We start from the raw sequence: 15949 nt of genomic DNA on the forward strand, positions 1-15949 counted from the left end.
CATGACCGAAGCCATCGAATTCTCGGATAACGCCGCCGCCCCGTTTCCTGTTTCCCAGGAATTCCACAAGATCAAGGAAGCCGCCCACGAGCATCTGCTGACGCGGATCGAGGAACTTGGGGCGGAGTTCGGCCGCTGGACGCGCACCGCCATCCAGCGGTTTGTCGACCTGGAGCTGGAAAGCTTCACGCGCCTGCGCCGCATTCCGATCAACGAGGCCGAGCTGCATCAGATTTCCGAGGCGCTGACCAAGGAACTGGCCGGCTTTGGCCCGATCGAGGACCTGCTGCACGACGTGGCCGTGGAAGACATCCTCGTGAACGGGCATCTCGACGTCTACGTGTCGCGGCATGGCGTGCTGGAGCGCATCCCTGTTCGCTTTGCCGACAACGGCCACCTGTTGCGCATCGTGCGACGCATCCTGGCGCCGATCGGCCGGCGCCTGGACGAATCGAACCCGATGGTGGACGCGCGCCTGCCGGACGGCGGCCGCATCAACGTGATCATCCCCCCGCTGGCGCTGGCCGGCCCCGTGGTATCGATCCGCAAGTTCCGCAAGGACCCGCTGACGCCGGCCGACCTGCAGGCGCTGGGCACCATGAGCCCCGAGATCACGGAGCTGCTGGAGGCCGCGGTGCGGGCGCGCTGCAACATCCTGGTGAGCGGCGGCACGAGTTCGGGCAAGACGTCGCTGCTCAACGCGCTGGCCACGTTCATGCCATCGGGCGAGCGCGTGATCACGATCGAGGACACCGCCGAACTGGCGCTGAACCATCCGCACGTGGTGCGGCTGGAAAGCCGTCCCGGCGGCTTCGAGGGCACGGGCACGGTCACCATCCGCGACCTGCTGCGCAACAGCCTGCGGATGCGCCCCGACCGCATCATCGTGGGCGAAGTGCGTGGCGGCGAGGTGCTGGAAATGCTGCAGGCCATGAGTACCGGCCACGACGGGTCGATGGGCACCATCCACGCCAGCAGCCCGCGCGAATGCCTGTACCGGCTCGAAATGCTGGCCGGCTTCGCCGGCTTCCAGGGCAGCGAGGTAAGCCTGCGCCGCCAGATTGCCAATGCCGTCGACTTCATCGTGCAGATCGGACGGCTGTCCAGCGGACGCCGGCGCATCCTGTCGATCACCGAAGTCACCGGGCTGGGCGACAACATCATTTCCACGCAGGAGCTGTACCGCTACGAGCCCGTCATCAACGCCGACGGCACCGAGACCGACCGCTGGCAGTCGCTTGGCATCCTGCCGCATTCGCCCAAGCTGGCGCGCATGCGTCCGGCAACCTTTGCACTGGACGACCGCTTTGATCTCTAGCGCCAGCCTGTTCATCGCCACGTTTGCCCTGGTGCTGCTGGGTCTGGGCCTGCTGATGCTGGCTACGGCCCGTGGCAGGGCCAACGCCGAGCGCGCTCGCGCCCACCTGGCCGCGCAGACCGAACAGGTCCGTGCCCGCTATGCCTCGGCCACGGAACCCGAGCCGCACGGCGCCGCGCGCGACCTGCGACGTCGCTGGGCCGACCTGCTGCGCCGCGCCGACATGGCGCCGACGCGCGGCACGTACCTCCGCTGGGGCATGCCCATGCTATGCCTGGTCGTGGCCGGCGCGGGGGCGGGCGGTGCCATCGGCGCGGCGGCGATGCTGGTGGTTGCCGTGGCGACGGCGGCCTTCGTGCTGTGGCTGCGCATCAGCCGGCTCAGGAACCGGATGCTGCGCCAGTTGCCGGGATTCCTCGATGGCGTGGTGCGGCTGATGACAATCGGCAGCAGCGTGCCGGCCGCGTTCCAGAACTCGGTGGCCAATACCGAGCCGCCGCTGCGCCAATGCCTCGTGCAGGCCATCCACCTGCAGCGGGCCGGCAAGGAACTGGATCAGGCCGTGATGCAGATGGGCCGCGCCTACGACCTGGACGAACTGGTCATCGTGTCGTCGGTGCTGCGGCTGTCGCAGCGATATGGCGGACGCGCCGATGTGGTGATGGAGCGTACCGCCACGTTCATGCGCGACCGCGAGGAAGCGCAGCGCGAACTGATGGCGCTGTCGGCCGAGACGCGCCTGTCCGCCTGGGTGCTCGGCCTGTTGCCGCTGGTGGTGGCGGGCGGGCTGTTCATGATGAACGCCGGCTACATCATGATGATGTGGAAGGACCCCACCGGCCGCATGATGCTGCTGGGCGCGGCCGGGCTCGAAGTGGCCGGCATCCTGATGCTGTACCGGCTGGCAAAGTCCATCTAGGAGCCCACGGCCATGCAGATGGATGCCACCACCCTAATTTCCGCGAGCCTGGCTGCAGCCGCGATGGCGCTCCTGGTGCTGGCCTGGCCGCTGCTGCGGCAATGGCGGCAGCGGCGCGAGGCCGCACGGACCATCGACGCCGCGCTGCAGCGGCAGGCTACACATGGCGCACCCGTGGCGCCGGGCGAAGCCGCCCCGGGCCATCCACAAACAGCCGGGGCCGTGGCACAGGCGACGGCCACCGCATCGTCGGCCGCAGCAGCTTCGGCTGTGCCGCACATGTCGGCGCGCGCGGCAGCGGCCGCCGCCGCGCTCGGGCAAGCGCCTGCGCGGCCAGCTGCGACAGTCGGGCCAGCGCCTGCCACGCTCGGCGCCAGGCTCGGTGCGGCCTTCGGCGACCGCTTCAACCAGTCCTGGCTGGAGTCGCGCCTTGGCCGTGCGGTGGTCGCCGCGGAGGAACAGTTGCTGCTGGAGCAGTGCGGCTTTTATGGCCTGCAGCCGCGCGCCATATTTGGCGGCCTGCGATTGCTGGTGCCTGCCGCGCTGGCGGGCGCCGTGCTGCTCTGGCGGATCGACGGCGCGACGTTGCAGGCGTTGGCCTGGGGGTTCTCCACGTTCGCGACGGCGTACCTGCTGCCGAAGATCGTATTGCGCCGCTGGGCGGCCAACCGCCAGCGCGAAGTGGCCGAGGAGTTGCCGGTGCTGATCGACATGCTGCGGCTGCTGCAGGGCGTGGGGCTGTCGATCGACCAGAGCCTGCAGGTCATCGTCACCGAGTTCGGCGCGATGCTGCGCGTGCTGGGGCCCGAGCTGCAGCGCGCCAACCAGCAGTTTGCCTCGGGCCGGTCGCGGGAACAGACGCTGCAGCGCATCGGCAAGCTGTTCGACGACGAAGACCTGAAGAGCCTGATCACGCTGCTGACGCAGGTGGACAAGCACGGCGGCGCGGTGCAGGAGCCGCTGCGCCAGTTTGGCGAGCGGCTGCAGGTGGCCCGCAAGGCGCGCATGAAGGACAAGATCGGCCGGCTGACCGTGAAGATGACCGGCGTGATGGTGGTCAGCCTGCTGCCGGTGCTGCTGATCCTGACGGCGGGGCCCGGCTTCCTGGGCGTGATCCGGATGCTGGCCCGCATGAACGGAGGACATGGATGACAAGACACTCCCACCCGCTGCTGGCAGTCTCGCTCGCGGTGGCCATGGCATTGCTGGGCGGCTGCGCCAGCACGCCCAACAGTGCCGACGCCATGGCACGCCAGGCCGATGCGCAGATCGAACTGGCCCGCCTGCAGGACAAGGCCGCACGCGCCGAGTACAACGACCAGAACGTGTACCTGGGCCTGATCGGCAAGATGCAGCAGGAAGGCATGTACTACGCGTCGCTGGCCCATATCGACGCGTACCAGCAGAAGTACGGCAGCAGCACGGCGCTGCAGGTGCTGCGCGCCGATGCGCTGCGCGAGACCGGCCAGGACGACGCGGCGCTGCAGGCCTATCGAGACCTGCTGAACACCGATCGCGCCGCGCGCGCGCGCCACGGCATCGGGCTGGTGCTGGGCCGGCAGGGCGATTTCATGCGCGCCGCCGTGGAATTGCGCCAGGCGGCGCTGCTTGAGCCGGTCAACGCGCAGGTGGCCAACGACCTGGGCTATGCGCTGATGCGTGGTGGCGCGCTGCAGGATGCGCGCGTGCCGGTGATGCAGGCGCTGGAACTGGACGCCAACAATCCGCGCGTCATCAGCAATGCCGTGGTGTGGATGCTGGCCAGCGGCAAGCGGAGCGAGGCCACTGCGATGATGCAGCGTGCCGCGATGCCGGACGCCACGCGCGCCGCCATCCGCAAGGAAGCAGACCGCGTGACCCGCGCCGCGCAGGGGCGCGACAAGACGGCGCCACGGGGCACCGTCCATCCGAATCCCGCCGCGATTCCGATGCCGGATCCCAATGCGAACGCGGCCGCCGCGCAGTCCGTGGCGCTCAATGCAGGAGCCAGACCATGATCCTTTCCCCGTTTGCGCCGCGCCTGGCCAGGATGGCGGCGCTGGCCGCGCTGGCCGCGCTGGCTGCCGCGGCGCCGGCCATGGCCCAGCAGCCCACCGCGCCCGCCGAGGTGCGTCCCGCCAACGACGTGGCGGTGGGCGATACCACGCGCAGCCTGCTCGACATCCAGCGCAGCGGATCGCAGGCCGGCCCGCAGCAACCGTTGACCGGCGACCAGGCCGCGCTGGGGTACGCGCGCTACATGCGCAGCTTCACCCATCCGCTGCCCGAGTTCTTTTCGACGATTTCCACAGGTAGCCCGCTGCGCGGCGGCGCGGGCAGCCAGCCGATGAACGGGCAATAGCCACACGCCATGCCGCATCGGGCCGATCTCCATCGCCAGCGTGGCGCCATCAGCCTGATGGCCGCCGTACTGATCGCCACCGTGGTCATCGGTGCCATGGTGTCGATCGATGTCGGCTTCGTGTTTTACAGCCAGCGGCAGTTGCAGAAGGCGGTGGACCTGGCGGCGCTGTCCGGCGCCCAGCAGCTCAAGCGGGCCGATGACCTGCCCACCACCACGGCCAACGTGATGGCGTCCGTGACGGCGGCGGCCAGCCAGAACGGCTATCGCGGTGCGGTGGGCCCGGACTGTGCCGACGCGGCGGCCGGCGCTGGCGACGGCATGCGCACGTGCCTGGGCGTGTGGGACCCGGCCGATGCCGCGAACGGCGACACCGTGCGCCACTTCAACGCGGGCTACGACGCGGCGACGCTATCGCCCAACGCCGTGCGCGTGCAAGGGACGCTGACGGTGCCGCTGCTGTTCGTGCTGCCCGGCGGCACGTCGCGCCAGCTGCATGCCGAGGCCATCGCGGCGGCCAGCCCGCCGGTGGCGTCGTTTTCGCTGGGGAGCGGGTTGTTGAACCTGAACTCGGCAAGCGGCGTGCTGGGCCTGCTGCTGGGCAATACGGTGAATCTTTCGGTGGCCGACTGGAACGGACTGGTCAATGCCAACGTCACGCTGGAGCAGCTGAGGCTCCAGCTTGGCGTGGGAACGGTCGATGCGCTGATGAACACCACGCTGTCGATCCGCGAGTTCTACGCGCTGGTACTCAATGCGGCCGGGCGGCAGGCACTGCTGGGTGCGGCGCTGGGCAGCCCCGAGACGCAGCTCGGCCTGAACGGGCTCGGGACCAATCTGACGCTGGCGCGGTTGCTGGATCTCGGCGTGCTCACGCCAGCCGCGTCGTCGGCGGCCGAAGTGGGTCTGAACGTGGCATCGCTGCTGACCACCGCCGCCTATGTGGCGCGCGGCAGCAGCGCGGTGGCACTCAATATTCCGAATCTGAACGTGCCGTTGCAACCGGTGGGCAGCGCCACTGCCGCGGCATCGCTGACCATTATCGATCCGCCCAAGGTAGCGGTGGGCCCGGCGAAGCAACTGCCCGACGGCAGCTGGAAGACGACGGCTTCCACCGCGCAGCTCGGCCTCAACCTGGCCGTGCATGCCAATATTGGCTTGCCGCCGCTGGTGTCGGCCAGCTTCGACCTGCCGCTGCTGCTCAAGGTTGCGCAGGCGAAGGCGGACCTGACCGCCTTGCGGTGCGCCGCCACGCCAGACCAGCGGACCGCCACCATCAGGGTGGACCCAAGCCTGATGGTGGCATGCCTGACGGAAAACAAGCTGCAATGCACGTCGTCCAGCCAGCTGAGGCTGGGCACCGTCAGTGTCTTGACGCTGCCGGTGCCGCTGATTCCGGGCAGCTCGACGCAGGCAGACCTGATCGCCCACCCGACCCTGCAGACCGCATCGACCGCCACCGGCACGGATCTGGTGCTGCACCCTGGCGCCAATGCCTCCACGTCGGCGGCCGCGCCGGTGAGCCGCACCGTCGGCGATCTCCTGCGGAATCTCAACCCTGTTCTTTCCGTCGATGTGCTGGGCCTCAAGGGGCTGAGCATCGCCCCGGGGGAGCTGCTCACGCCGCTGATTGATCCGCTGGGGCCGTTGATCGACGGGGTGGCAGGCTGGCTGCTGGCCACGCTGGGCATCGATATCGCCAACGCCAACGTCCGGCTCAACAGCGTGGACTGCAACAACGCCGAACTTGTGTACTGAATCCTGAACCATCATGAAAGCAGAGCGTTGGGCCTACGAGAGCCTCGAAGTCTATGTGTGGGAAGGCCAGTACGAGATTGCCGACCGCGTGGCGCGATTCCTGACGCCGCTGGGGACCGAGGTGATTCGTGCCGGTGCCCTTGACGCGCTGCCGAACGAGGCGCGCGTGAAGCCGTGCATTGCCGTGATCAGCGCCTCGGCGATCGGCTCGGCCAAGTTCACGCTGGACTGGGAAGCCGCCCACGGCATGCCGGTGATCTGGGTGGGCGCGCCGGACCGCGAGACCGATCCGGGCCGCTTCCCGCCAGAATACGCATACATCCTCCCGCACGACTTCAACGGCGGCGACCTGCGCAACCAGATTGCCAAGCTGATGCCGCAGCTGCTGGCCGCCGGCGAGGCCCGTCCCGACGTGGCCGACCTGGTGGCCGGATCGCCGGCCATGCAGGAGCTGCTGGAACAGGTGGAGACCTTCGCAAACTTCGACAGCAACGTGATGCTGTACGGCGAGACAGGCGCCGGCAAGGAGCGCATTGCACGGCTGTTCCACGAGCGCAACAGCCAGTATGGCAAGGGACCGTTCGTCGCCGTGAACTGCGGGGCAATTCCCGACGGCCTGTTCGAGTCGCAGTTCTTCGGCCATGCCAAGGGCGCCTTCACGGGCGCCATGTTCGCGCACCGGGGGTTCTTCGAACAGGCCACCGGCGGCACGCTGTTCCTGGACGAGATCGGCGACCTGCCGCTGTTCCAGCAGGTCAAGCTGCTGCGCGTGCTGGAGGAAAACGCACTGACGCGGCTGGGATCGACCATGGCCGTGAAGCTCGATTTCCGGCTGGTGGCAGCCACCAACAAGGACTTGCGCGAGGCGGTGCGCGAGGGCCGCTTCCGCGCCGACCTGTATTTCCGGCTGGCGGTGATCGAGTTGCGCATCCCGAGCCTGGAGGACCGCGGCCCCGGCGACAAGGTGGGTCTGCTGCAATCGTTCCTGCGCCACATGATGGGCCCGGCCGCCTACGATGCGCTGCCGCCCATGCCCGACTGGCTCAAGGGGGCCGTGGGCACCGCGTTCTTCATCGGTAATGTGCGCGAGCTGCGCAACCTGGCCGAGCGCGTGGGCATCACGGCACGCCAGTTTGGTGGCTGGGACGAGGACCGTATCCGGCCATTGTTCCGGGGGCTGCGGCCGGGCGCCTTCGATGGCCTGGAGCGCGGCGATCCGCGCGGCGATGTCGAGGAGCGGCGCCGGATCATCGCCGCGCTCGATGCCAACGGCTGGCGCCGCCAGGATACGGCCGCCTGCCTGGGCATCAGCCGCAAGGTGCTGTGGGAGAAGATGCGCAAGTTCCAGATTGCCGACAGCGAGGCGGAACCGGTCTGAAGGCCGCCTGCCGGCGACGGGACGTTATGATGCGGGACCGCACGGCAGGGCCGTGCATTACGCGCCACCGCGCCGAAGGACCCGAATTGCGTTTTCTCCACACCGCCGACTGGCATCTTGGTCGGCTTTTCCATGCCCGCAGCCTGATTGAAGACCAGGCGCACGTGCTCGACCAGTTCGTGGCGCTGGTGCGTGACGTGCGTCCCGATGCCGTGCTGATTGCCGGCGACGTTTACGATCGCGCGGTGCCGCCGCCCGAGGCCGTGGCGTTGCTGGACGACGTGCTGGCGCGCATCGTGGTGGAAGCCGGCGTGCCGGTGGTGATGATCGCGGGCAACCACGACAGCGCGCAGCGGCTCGATTTTGGCGCGCGCATGCTGGCCGCACGCGGCCTGCATGTGGCGGGCCGCACCGGCCCGGAAGCCGCCTGCGTGTCGCTGCGCGACGCCCATGGCGAGGTGCGGATCTACGCGCTGCCGTATGCGGAGCCCGCGGTGGTGCGCGACGCGCTGGGTGTCGAGCTGTCATCGCACGAGGCCGCGCTGGGCGCGCAGCTCGACGCGATCCGGGCCAGCCATCCGGCTGGCGTGCGTGCCGTGGCGGTGGGACACGCGTTCGTGGTGGGCGGCGCGGTCAGTGAATCGGAACGGCCGCTGTCGGTGGGCGGCAGCGGTGCGGTGGGGGCAGACCTGTTCCACGGCTTCGACTTCGTGGCGCTGGGTCACCTGCACCGGCCGCAGACCATTGGCGAGCGGATTCACTACGCCGGGTCGCTGCTCAAGTATTCGCTATCGGAAGCCGATCACCACAAGACCGTGTCGCTGGTCGAACTGGACGGCAAGGGCGCGGTGCGCATCGAGCCCATCGCCTTGAAGCCGCGCCGTGACCTGCGCATCCTGACAGGCGAACTGGCCGCGCTGGTGGAGGCGGGCCTGGCGGACGCCCGCAGGGACGACTACGTCTATGCGGTGCTGACCGATACCGGCGCGCTGCTGGACCCGATGGCGCGGCTGCGCGAGGCGTATCCGAACGCGCTGGCGATCGAGCGGGCCATCCTGGCGCGCAGCGGGCAGGCCGGCGAGGCGGGCCGGCGCATGCGCGAGCTGGACACCGGCAGTCTGTTTGCAAATTTCTTCCGCGAAGTGGCTGACGCGGACCTGGACGGCGACCAACGCCGCGCACTGGACCATCTTCTGGCCGGTATGGAGGCTTCGGAAAGGGAATCGGCATGAAACCGCTGTACCTGAAGTTGCAGGCTTTCGGTCCGTTTGCCGCCACCGAGACCATCGATTTCACACGGCTCGGCGAGCAGGCGTTCTTCCTGATCCACGGACCCACGGGCGCGGGCAAGACCACGCTGCTCGATGCCATCTGCTTTGCGCTCTACGGCGATACGTCGGGCGGCGAGCGCAGCGCGCAGGACATGCGCAGCGCCAATGCCGACCCCGCGCTGCGCACCGAAGTCACGCTGGAATTCGGCCTGGGGGCCATGCACTACCGCGTGACGCGCTCGCCCACGCAGGACCGCCCCAGCCAGCGTGCGACGGGCGGTTTCGTCAAGGAAGCCGCCAAGGCGCAGCTGGACGTGATGCTCGACGGCGCCTGGAAGAGCCACGCCAGCCAGCCGGGCCGTGTCAGCGACGCCGTGCGCGATCTGCTGGGCTTCGACAGCGCGCAGTTCCGGCAGGTCATCGTGCTGCCGCAGGGCCGGTTTCGCGAGCTGCTGACCGCCGATTCGCGGGCGCGCCAGGGCATCCTGGAGCGGCTGTTCCATACCGAACTGTATCGCCGCGTGGAAGAGCAGCTCAAGGAGCAGGCCGCCAGCATCCGGCGCGAAGCCGAGCAGATTGCCGTGCGCCGCAAGACGCTGCTGGACCAGCACGAGCTTCCATCGATCGACGCCCTGACCGATCGCATCGACGCGCTGCAGGTCACGCTGGCCGAGCTGCTGCGCCGCGAGGACGTTGCGCGCGCCGATAGCGAGGCCGCGCAGGCGTCGCTGCGCAAGGGCGAACTCGAGCATACCCAGATCAAGGCCTGGCGCGAAGCCGAAGGCGCGCATGCCATGCTGAAGGCGAAGGTGGCGGCCGTGGACGGCGATCGCGTGCGGCTGCACGCGGCGCGACGCGCGGCGCAGGTCACGCCGGCGGTGCAGCAACTGCAGGCAGCCCGGCAGGATCAGGCCAGGGTGCACACGGTCCAGGCGCAGGCTGAGATATCGGCTACGCGGGCCGCGCAGGCGGCGGAAACTGCCGCCCGTGCGCTGCGCGCCGAACAGTCGCGCCAGGAGGCCCGGGCCGCCGCGCAACGCACGGTGACCCGGCTCGAACACCTGCTGCCGCAGGCGCGCAAGCTTGGGGTGCTGCGCAATGCCGTGGCACAGGCCGGCACCACGCTGGCCATGGCGCAATCGGCATGTGCGGCGAAGATCGACGCGTTTCAGGCCGCCGCCACCGCGCTCAAGACGCTGGAGGCCGATGCCGAACAGGCGCGCGCGGGCGCAGCGGGGCTGCAGGCGCTGCAGCTGCGGCTGGAACAGGCCCGCGAGCGCGCCGCGCGCATCGCCAAATGCCGCCAGATCGAAGCCGAGCTTGGGCCGCTGCGCGCGGCACTGGTGTCCAGCGAGGCGCGCAAGCGCGCTGCCACCGAGGCCCGCGACGCGGCGCGCGCGGCCATGCGCCAGGCCGAGGTGGACTGGCGCCACGGGCAGGCCGCGCGCCTGGCCGGCAGCGTCAAGCGCGGCGAGCCATGCCCGGTTTGCGGCGGCAAGGATCATCCGGCGCTGGCGCAACAGACGCTGGCGCTGGTGACCGACGACGATCTCGATGCCGCGCGGCTGGCGTTGCAGCGTGCCGAGGATGCGCTGGCCGAGGCCAGCACCGCGCATCAGCAGACCGGTGCCAACGCCATGCAATGGCAGGCGCGGCTGGCGGATCTGATCGAGGCCGCTGGCGATGTATCCGCGGCGGGCGCCAGCGCGCTCGATGCCGAGATCACCGCGCTGGCCGAGGCCGTCCGCCAGGCCGAACTGGCAGGCAAGCGCGCCGATGCGCTGGCGGTGCAGGCGGCGCAGGCCCGCAAGGCCGTCGAGGCCGCCGAAGTGTTGGCCCAGACCGCCGACACGGCCGCCCGCGCCGCCGCGCAGGAACACGCGCGGCTGGATGGCGAATGGCAGGCGGCCTGCGAACAGGTGCCCGAGGATTCGCGCGACCCCGATGCGATGACGGCCGCGCTGGAGGCTGCCCGGCGCGAAGCCGGCGCGCTCGAAGCCGCATTGCAGGCCGCACAGGGCGCCGAGCGCGACGCCGTCGCGCTGCAGGCGGCAACGGCGGCGGCGCTGGCGTCGGCGCGAGACAACGTCACCCAGGCCGACGCCCGCGTCGCCGAGCGCGAGACGGCACTGGCCGACGCCATGCGCGCGGCCGCCTTCGATCATGACGATGCTTACGCCGCCGCGTGCCTGTCTGCCGACGACACGTCGGCGCTGGACGACGCGATCCGGGCCTTCGATGTCGAACTGGCCCGTGCGGCCGAATGGCATGCCCGCACCGCCGCCATCGCGCAGGCGCTGCAGGTGCCCGACATGCCTGCGCTGCTGGCCACGCGCGACCAGGCGGCGGTGAGGCTGGAAGCGGCCATCCGCGAGCGCAGCGAATTGGCCGCGTCGCGCGACACGCTGCTGCAATGCAAGGGTCAGGTGGAATCGCTGGCCGCCGAAGGGCGCGAGGTGGAAGCACGCTATGCGGTGCTGGGCCGCCTGTCGGAAGTGGCCAATGGCAACAATCCGCGCCGCATGACGTTCCAGCGCTTTGTCCTGGCCACGCTGCTCGACGAGGTGCTGGAGGCGGCGTCACTGCGGTTGCTGCGCATGAGTCGGGGCCGCTACGCGCTGCAGCGCGTGCGCGAGCAGGGCGACCAGCGCATGGCCGGCGGGCTGGACCTGGAGGTGTTCGACCACGATACCGGCGCCACCCGGCCGGCCAACACGCTGTCGGGTGGCGAAGGCTTCCTGGCGTCGCTATCCTTGGCGCTGGGGCTCGCCGACGTGGTGCAGTCGCGCGCCGGCGGCATCCAGCTCGACACGCTGTTCGTGGATGAAGGCTTCGGCACGCTCGACCCGGAAAGCCTCGACTTCGCCATCCGCACGCTGCTCGATCTACAGCAGGCCGGCCGGCTGGTCGGCATCATCTCGCACGTGGCCGAACTGCGCGAACGGATCGATGTGCGGCTCGAAGTACGCCCCGGCGTCAGCGGCAGCCAGGCGGTGCTGCGTTTGCCCTGAGGGACACCCTGTGCGCGGAGGGGGGGTGACCGATTATCGCCCGCCACGCGCAGACCCTTATTGACCCTGTTTTGACGCCGGGTGTAACCTTTGTTCATTCTGCGAATTGAGGTTCGTATAGCGAACATCGCTGACAACCCGATCCGCCGACCATCAAAGAAGCCGCCGCAAGACGGCTCATCAAGACAACTGCAAGATTGTGGACCCTGTCCCGACGTCGTCACCGTGCCGAGCACGGGTTGGCACGACGGGACGCCCGTCCGAGCAGTCTGCCGGAGACATCTTTGCGTGCCGCCCCTCTTGCGGCCGGTCCCGGCGCGATGCCGGACCCTTCCGTACTGGAACGCAAGTGATCAACAAGCTATATGACTCGGTGGAAGCGGCAGTGGCCGGCATCCACGACGGCGCCACGATCCTGATCGGCGGCTTTGGCCTGGCTGGCATGCCGGCGGAACTGATCGATGCGGTGATCGCCCAGGGTGCGCGTGACCTGACCATCGTCAACAACAACGCCGGCAATGGCGACACGGGGCTGGCGGCACTGCTGAAGACCAAGCGCGTGCGCAAGATCATTTGCTCGTTCCCGCGGCAGGTGGATTCGTATGTGTTCGATTCGCTGTTCCATGCTGGCGAGATCGAACTGGAACTGGTGCCCCAGGGCAACCTGGCCGAGCGCATCCGCGCCGCCGGTGCCGGCATCGGCGGTTTCTTCACGCGCACGGCCTACGGCACGCCGCTGGCCGAAGGCAAGGAAACGCGCATCATCGACGGCCAGGGTTATGTGTTCGAAAAGCCGATCCACGCCGATTTCGCGCTGATCAAGGCCGACACGGCAGACCGCTGGGGCAACCTGACCTACCGCAAGACCGCACGCAACTTCGGCCCGATCATGGCCATGGCTGCGAAGTGCGCGATCGTGCAGGTCAGCAACGTCGTCGAACTGGGCGACATGAACCCCGAGCACATCATCACGCCGGGCCTGTTCGTCAAGCGTGTGGTCAAGGTGGGCGGCTCGGCTGCCCAGGCCGCCTGAGCGTAGAAGGAGAAAGAACATGCAACGCCTGACCCGCGACCAGATGGCCGCCCGCGTGGCCAAAGACATTCCGGACGGTGCCGTGGTGAACCTCGGCATCGGCCTGCCCACCCTGGTTGGCAACCATCTGCCGGCCGACAAGGAAATCCTGCTGCACAGCGAAAACGGCCTGCTGGGCATGGGCCCCGCCCCGGCAGCCGGCGAAGAAGACGGCGACCTGATCAACGCTGGCAAGCAGCCGGTGACGATCAAGGCCGGCGGCTCGTACTTCCACCACGCCGATTCGTTCGCGATGATGCGCGGCGGCCACCTCGACTACTGCGTGCTGGGCGGCTTCCAGGTGTCCGAAAAGGGCGACCTGGCCAACTGGCATACCGGTGCCCCTGGCGCCATTCCCGCCGTGGGCGGCGCGATGGACCTGGCGATCGGCGCCAAGCAGGTGTTCGTGATGATGGAGCACCTGACCAAGCAGGGCGAGAGCAAGATCGTGCCCGAATGCACCTATCCGCTGACCGGCATCCGCTGCGTGACGCGCATCTACACGGATCTGGCCACCCTCGACGTGACGCCGGACGGCCTGGTTGCCCGCGACCTCGCGGAAGGCCTGTCGTTTGACGAACTGCAACGTCTGACCGGCGTGCCCCTGAAGCAGACGCAAGCCGCCTGATCCATCCTCCAGACCACCAAAACCGAGCGAGACAGAACATGAGCGACGCATTTATCGTTGACGCCATCCGTACCCCCATCGGCCGTTACGGCGGCAGCCTGTCCGGCGTGCGCGCGGACGACCTGGGTGCGGTGCCCCTGAAGGCCCTGATGGCACGCAACGCCGGCCTGGACTGGTCGGCCATCGACGACGTGATCTACGGCAACGCCAACCAGGCGGGCGAAGACAACCGCAATGTGGCGCGCATGTCGGCGCTGCTGGCCGGTCTGCCGGAGGCCGTGCCGGGTTCGACGATCAACCGCCTGTGCGGCTCGGGCATGGACGCCACCGGCACCGCCGCGCGCGCCATCAAGGCGGGCGAAACCAACCTGATGATCTCGGGCGGCGTGGAAAGCATGAGCCGCGCCCCGTTCGTGATGGGCAAGGCCACCTCGGCGTTCTCGCGCCAGGCTGAAATCTTCGACACCACCATCGGCTGGCGCTTCATCAACCCGGCGATGCGTGCCGCCTACGGCGTGGACTCGATGCCCGAGACCGCCGAGAACGTGGCCACGGATTACAAGATCAGCCGCGAAGACCAGGATCTGATGGCGCTGCGCAGCCAGGAAAAGGCGTCGCGCGCCCAGGCCGACGGCACGCTGGCGCAGGAAATCACCGCCGTCACGATTCCGCAAAAGAAGGGCGACCCGATCGTGGTCGACCGTGACGAGCACCCGCGTGCCACCAGCATGGAAGCCCTGGCCAAGCTGCGCGGCGTGGTGCGCCCGGACGGCACCGTGACCGCCGGCAACGCTTCGGGCGTGAACGACGGCGCCTGCGCCATCCTGCTGGCCAGCGAAGCGGGCCTGAAGCAGCACAACCTGAAGCCGCGCGCCCGCATCGTCGGCATGGCGACGGCCGGCGTGGCACCGCGCGTGATGGGTATCGGCCCGGCGCCGGCCACCCAGAAGCTGATGAAGCAGCTGGGCATGTCGCTGGACCAGATCGACGTGATCGAGCTGAACGAAGCGTTTGCCGCGCAAGGCCTGGCCGTGCTGCGTCAGCTGGGCATCGCCGACGACGACAAGCGCGTGAACCCGAACGGCGGCGCGATCGCCCTGGGCCACCCGCTGGGCATGAGCGGCGCGCGCCTGGTGACGACGGCGCTGTACCAGCTGGAGCGTACCGGCGGCCGCTTCGCGCTGTGCACGATGTGTATCGGCGTGGGCCAGGGTATCGCCATGGTGATCGAGCGGGTCTGATCGTTCAGGGCTGAGTGCCGTCGTTATGCGCTCCCCTCTCCCGCCGTGCGGGAGAGGGGAGCAACGGCAACCCGATGCCGCTAGGTCATGAATTCATCAAGCGCTTAATTTTCTTCACTTCCCGCCGTTAATACAGGTGGGAAGTTTCAGTGGTGTCTCTTCCCCAACGAGGTAGAGCATTGCGGCCAGGCCGACGGGCTCGCCGGTCTTGCCGCATCTTTTTTCTGACTGACCCGGCTCATGTGTGCCGGTGCGGAGTTTTGAGATGTCCCTTCCCGTTGCCACGCTTGTCACCGGCGCCAGTTCCGGCATTGGCCGTGCGATTGCAGAAATGCTGCTCGCCGATGGGGTGACCCGTGTGATCAATGTCGACTATGCAGAACTGACGTGGTCGCATCCGAACCTGACCTTTTTCCAGGCCGACCTGACCAACGCCGACGCCACGCGCGCGGTGGCGGAGACGGTGACCTCGCAGTTCGCGGTGACCCGGCTCGTGAACAACGCCGGCGCCACGCGTCCCGGTACGGCCGACACGGCCACCGCCGCTGATCTCGATTACGTCGTGGGCCTCACGCTGCAGGCCACGATGCTGCTGACCCAGGCCTGCCTGCCCGCCATGCGTGCGGCCGGCTTTGGGCGTATCGTCAACATGGCCTCGCGCGCGGCGCTGGGCAAGCCCGAGCGCGTGGTGTATTCCGCGGCCAAGGCAGGGCTGGTTGGCATGACCCGAACGCTGGCGATGGAGCTGGGCGGCGACGGCATCACCGTCAACGCCGTGGCACCGGGTCCCATCGCCACCGAGCTGTTCCGAAAGAGCAATCCGGAGGGCAGCGAACAGACACGGCGCATTCTGGCTAGCATCGCCGTGAAGAGAATGGGAACGCCGGAAGACGTGGCGCGTGCCTCGCTGTTCTTCCTCGCCCCCGAGAATGGTTTCGTGACGGGACAAGTGCTGTACGTCTGCGGCGGAACCACGCTGGGGGTGGCACCCGTATAAGAAAGTTGCCCGCCC

At 68.7% G+C, this 15949-nt stretch carries 13 protein-coding genes; all 13 read left to right on the forward strand.

The genetic code is table 11. The features are described from left to right. Position 1 precedes the first annotated feature (1 nt). Entirely contained in the window at positions 2–1318 is a 1317-nt protein-coding gene (locus tag BLQ58_RS13925) for a TadA family conjugal transfer-associated ATPase (RefSeq protein ID WP_029050792.1), read from the forward strand. Next, the gene (locus tag BLQ58_RS13930; RefSeq protein WP_029050791.1) at positions 1311–2237 is read left to right on the forward strand and encodes a type II secretion system F family protein; all 927 of its coding nucleotides are present in this window, start codon (positions 1311–1313) and stop codon (positions 2235–2237) included. The genes BLQ58_RS13925 and BLQ58_RS13930 overlap by 8 nt, the downstream gene beginning before the upstream one ends. Before the next feature lie 18 nt (positions 2238–2255). Continuing rightward, positions 2256–3389: a type II secretion system F family protein gene (locus BLQ58_RS13935; RefSeq protein WP_029050790.1), complete on the forward strand. Its 1134-nt coding sequence runs from the start codon at positions 2256–2258 to the stop codon at positions 3387–3389. Further along, positions 3386–4234, forward strand: a complete 849-nt coding sequence (locus BLQ58_RS13940; RefSeq protein ID WP_092598815.1) for a tetratricopeptide repeat protein — start codon at positions 3386–3388, stop codon at positions 4232–4234. Before BLQ58_RS13935 ends, BLQ58_RS13940 begins: the two co-directional genes overlap by 4 nt. Further along, positions 4231–4578, forward strand: a complete 348-nt coding sequence (locus tag BLQ58_RS13945) for a DUF3613 domain-containing protein (protein WP_092598818.1) — start codon at positions 4231–4233, stop codon at positions 4576–4578. Before BLQ58_RS13940 ends, BLQ58_RS13945 begins: the two co-directional genes overlap by 4 nt. A 9-nt stretch (positions 4579–4587) precedes the next feature. Then, positions 4588–6336, forward strand: a complete 1749-nt coding sequence (locus BLQ58_RS13950) for a TadG family pilus assembly protein (protein WP_254775942.1) — start codon at positions 4588–4590, stop codon at positions 6334–6336. A 13-nt stretch (positions 6337–6349) separates the two neighbouring features. Next, positions 6350–7714, forward strand: a complete 1365-nt coding sequence (locus BLQ58_RS13955) for a sigma 54-interacting transcriptional regulator (protein WP_029051705.1) — start codon at positions 6350–6352, stop codon at positions 7712–7714. A gap of 86 nt (positions 7715–7800) precedes the next feature. Next, positions 7801–8946 carry an exonuclease SbcCD subunit D gene (locus tag BLQ58_RS13960; protein ID WP_029051706.1) on the forward strand — a complete coding sequence of 382 codons (1146 nt, stop codon included), beginning with the start codon at positions 7801–7803 and terminating at the stop codon, positions 8944–8946. Continuing rightward, the gene (locus tag BLQ58_RS13965; RefSeq protein ID WP_092598821.1) at positions 8943–11996 is read left to right on the forward strand and encodes an AAA family ATPase; all 3054 of its coding nucleotides are present in this window, start codon (positions 8943–8945) and stop codon (positions 11994–11996) included. The genes BLQ58_RS13960 and BLQ58_RS13965 overlap by 4 nt, the downstream gene beginning before the upstream one ends. Before the next feature lie 349 nt (positions 11997–12345). Further along, a complete protein-coding gene (locus BLQ58_RS13970) occupies positions 12346–13029 on the forward strand; it encodes a 3-oxoacid CoA-transferase subunit A (RefSeq protein ID WP_029051539.1) in 684 nt (227 codons plus the stop codon). A 19-nt stretch (positions 13030–13048) separates the two neighbouring features. Next, positions 13049–13696, forward strand: coding sequence for a CoA transferase subunit B (locus BLQ58_RS13975; protein ID WP_029051538.1), 648 nt, complete (start codon positions 13049–13051; stop codon positions 13694–13696). 38 nt (positions 13697–13734) lie between these two features. Then, the gene (pcaF, locus tag BLQ58_RS13980) at positions 13735–14937 is read left to right on the forward strand and encodes a 3-oxoadipyl-CoA thiolase (RefSeq protein WP_029051537.1); all 1203 of its coding nucleotides are present in this window, start codon (positions 13735–13737) and stop codon (positions 14935–14937) included. 265 nt (positions 14938–15202) lie between these two features. Next, positions 15203–15934: an SDR family NAD(P)-dependent oxidoreductase gene (locus BLQ58_RS13985; RefSeq protein ID WP_029051536.1), complete on the forward strand. Its 732-nt coding sequence runs from the start codon at positions 15203–15205 to the stop codon at positions 15932–15934. Positions 15935–15949 lie beyond the last annotated feature (15 nt).

This window comes from Ralstonia sp. 25mfcol4.1, from assembly GCF_900104095.1.
Lineage (GTDB): Bacteria > Pseudomonadota > Gammaproteobacteria > Burkholderiales > Burkholderiaceae > Cupriavidus.

Coding starts and splice junctions, on each gene's coding strand:
- BLQ58_RS13975 (WP_029051538.1), top strand. CDS start 13,049: ATGCAACGCCTGACCCGCGACCAGATGGCCGCCCGCGTGGCCAAAGAC.
- BLQ58_RS13955 (WP_029051705.1), top strand. CDS start 6,350: ATGAAAGCAGAGCGTTGGGCCTACGAGAGCCTCGAAGTCTATGTGTGG.
- BLQ58_RS13925 (WP_029050792.1), top strand. CDS start 2: ATGACCGAAGCCATCGAATTCTCGGATAACGCCGCCGCCCCGTTTCCT.
- BLQ58_RS13935 (WP_029050790.1), top strand. CDS start 2,256: ATGGATGCCACCACCCTAATTTCCGCGAGCCTGGCTGCAGCCGCGATG.
- BLQ58_RS13950 (WP_254775942.1), top strand. CDS start 4,588: ATGCCGCATCGGGCCGATCTCCATCGCCAGCGTGGCGCCATCAGCCTG.
- pcaF (WP_029051537.1), top strand. CDS start 13,735: ATGAGCGACGCATTTATCGTTGACGCCATCCGTACCCCCATCGGCCGT.
- BLQ58_RS13940 (WP_092598815.1), top strand. CDS start 3,386: ATGACAAGACACTCCCACCCGCTGCTGGCAGTCTCGCTCGCGGTGGCC.
- BLQ58_RS13945 (WP_092598818.1), top strand. CDS start 4,231: ATGATCCTTTCCCCGTTTGCGCCGCGCCTGGCCAGGATGGCGGCGCTG.
- BLQ58_RS13985 (WP_029051536.1), top strand. CDS start 15,203: ATGTCCCTTCCCGTTGCCACGCTTGTCACCGGCGCCAGTTCCGGCATT.
- BLQ58_RS13965 (WP_092598821.1), top strand. CDS start 8,943: ATGAAACCGCTGTACCTGAAGTTGCAGGCTTTCGGTCCGTTTGCCGCC.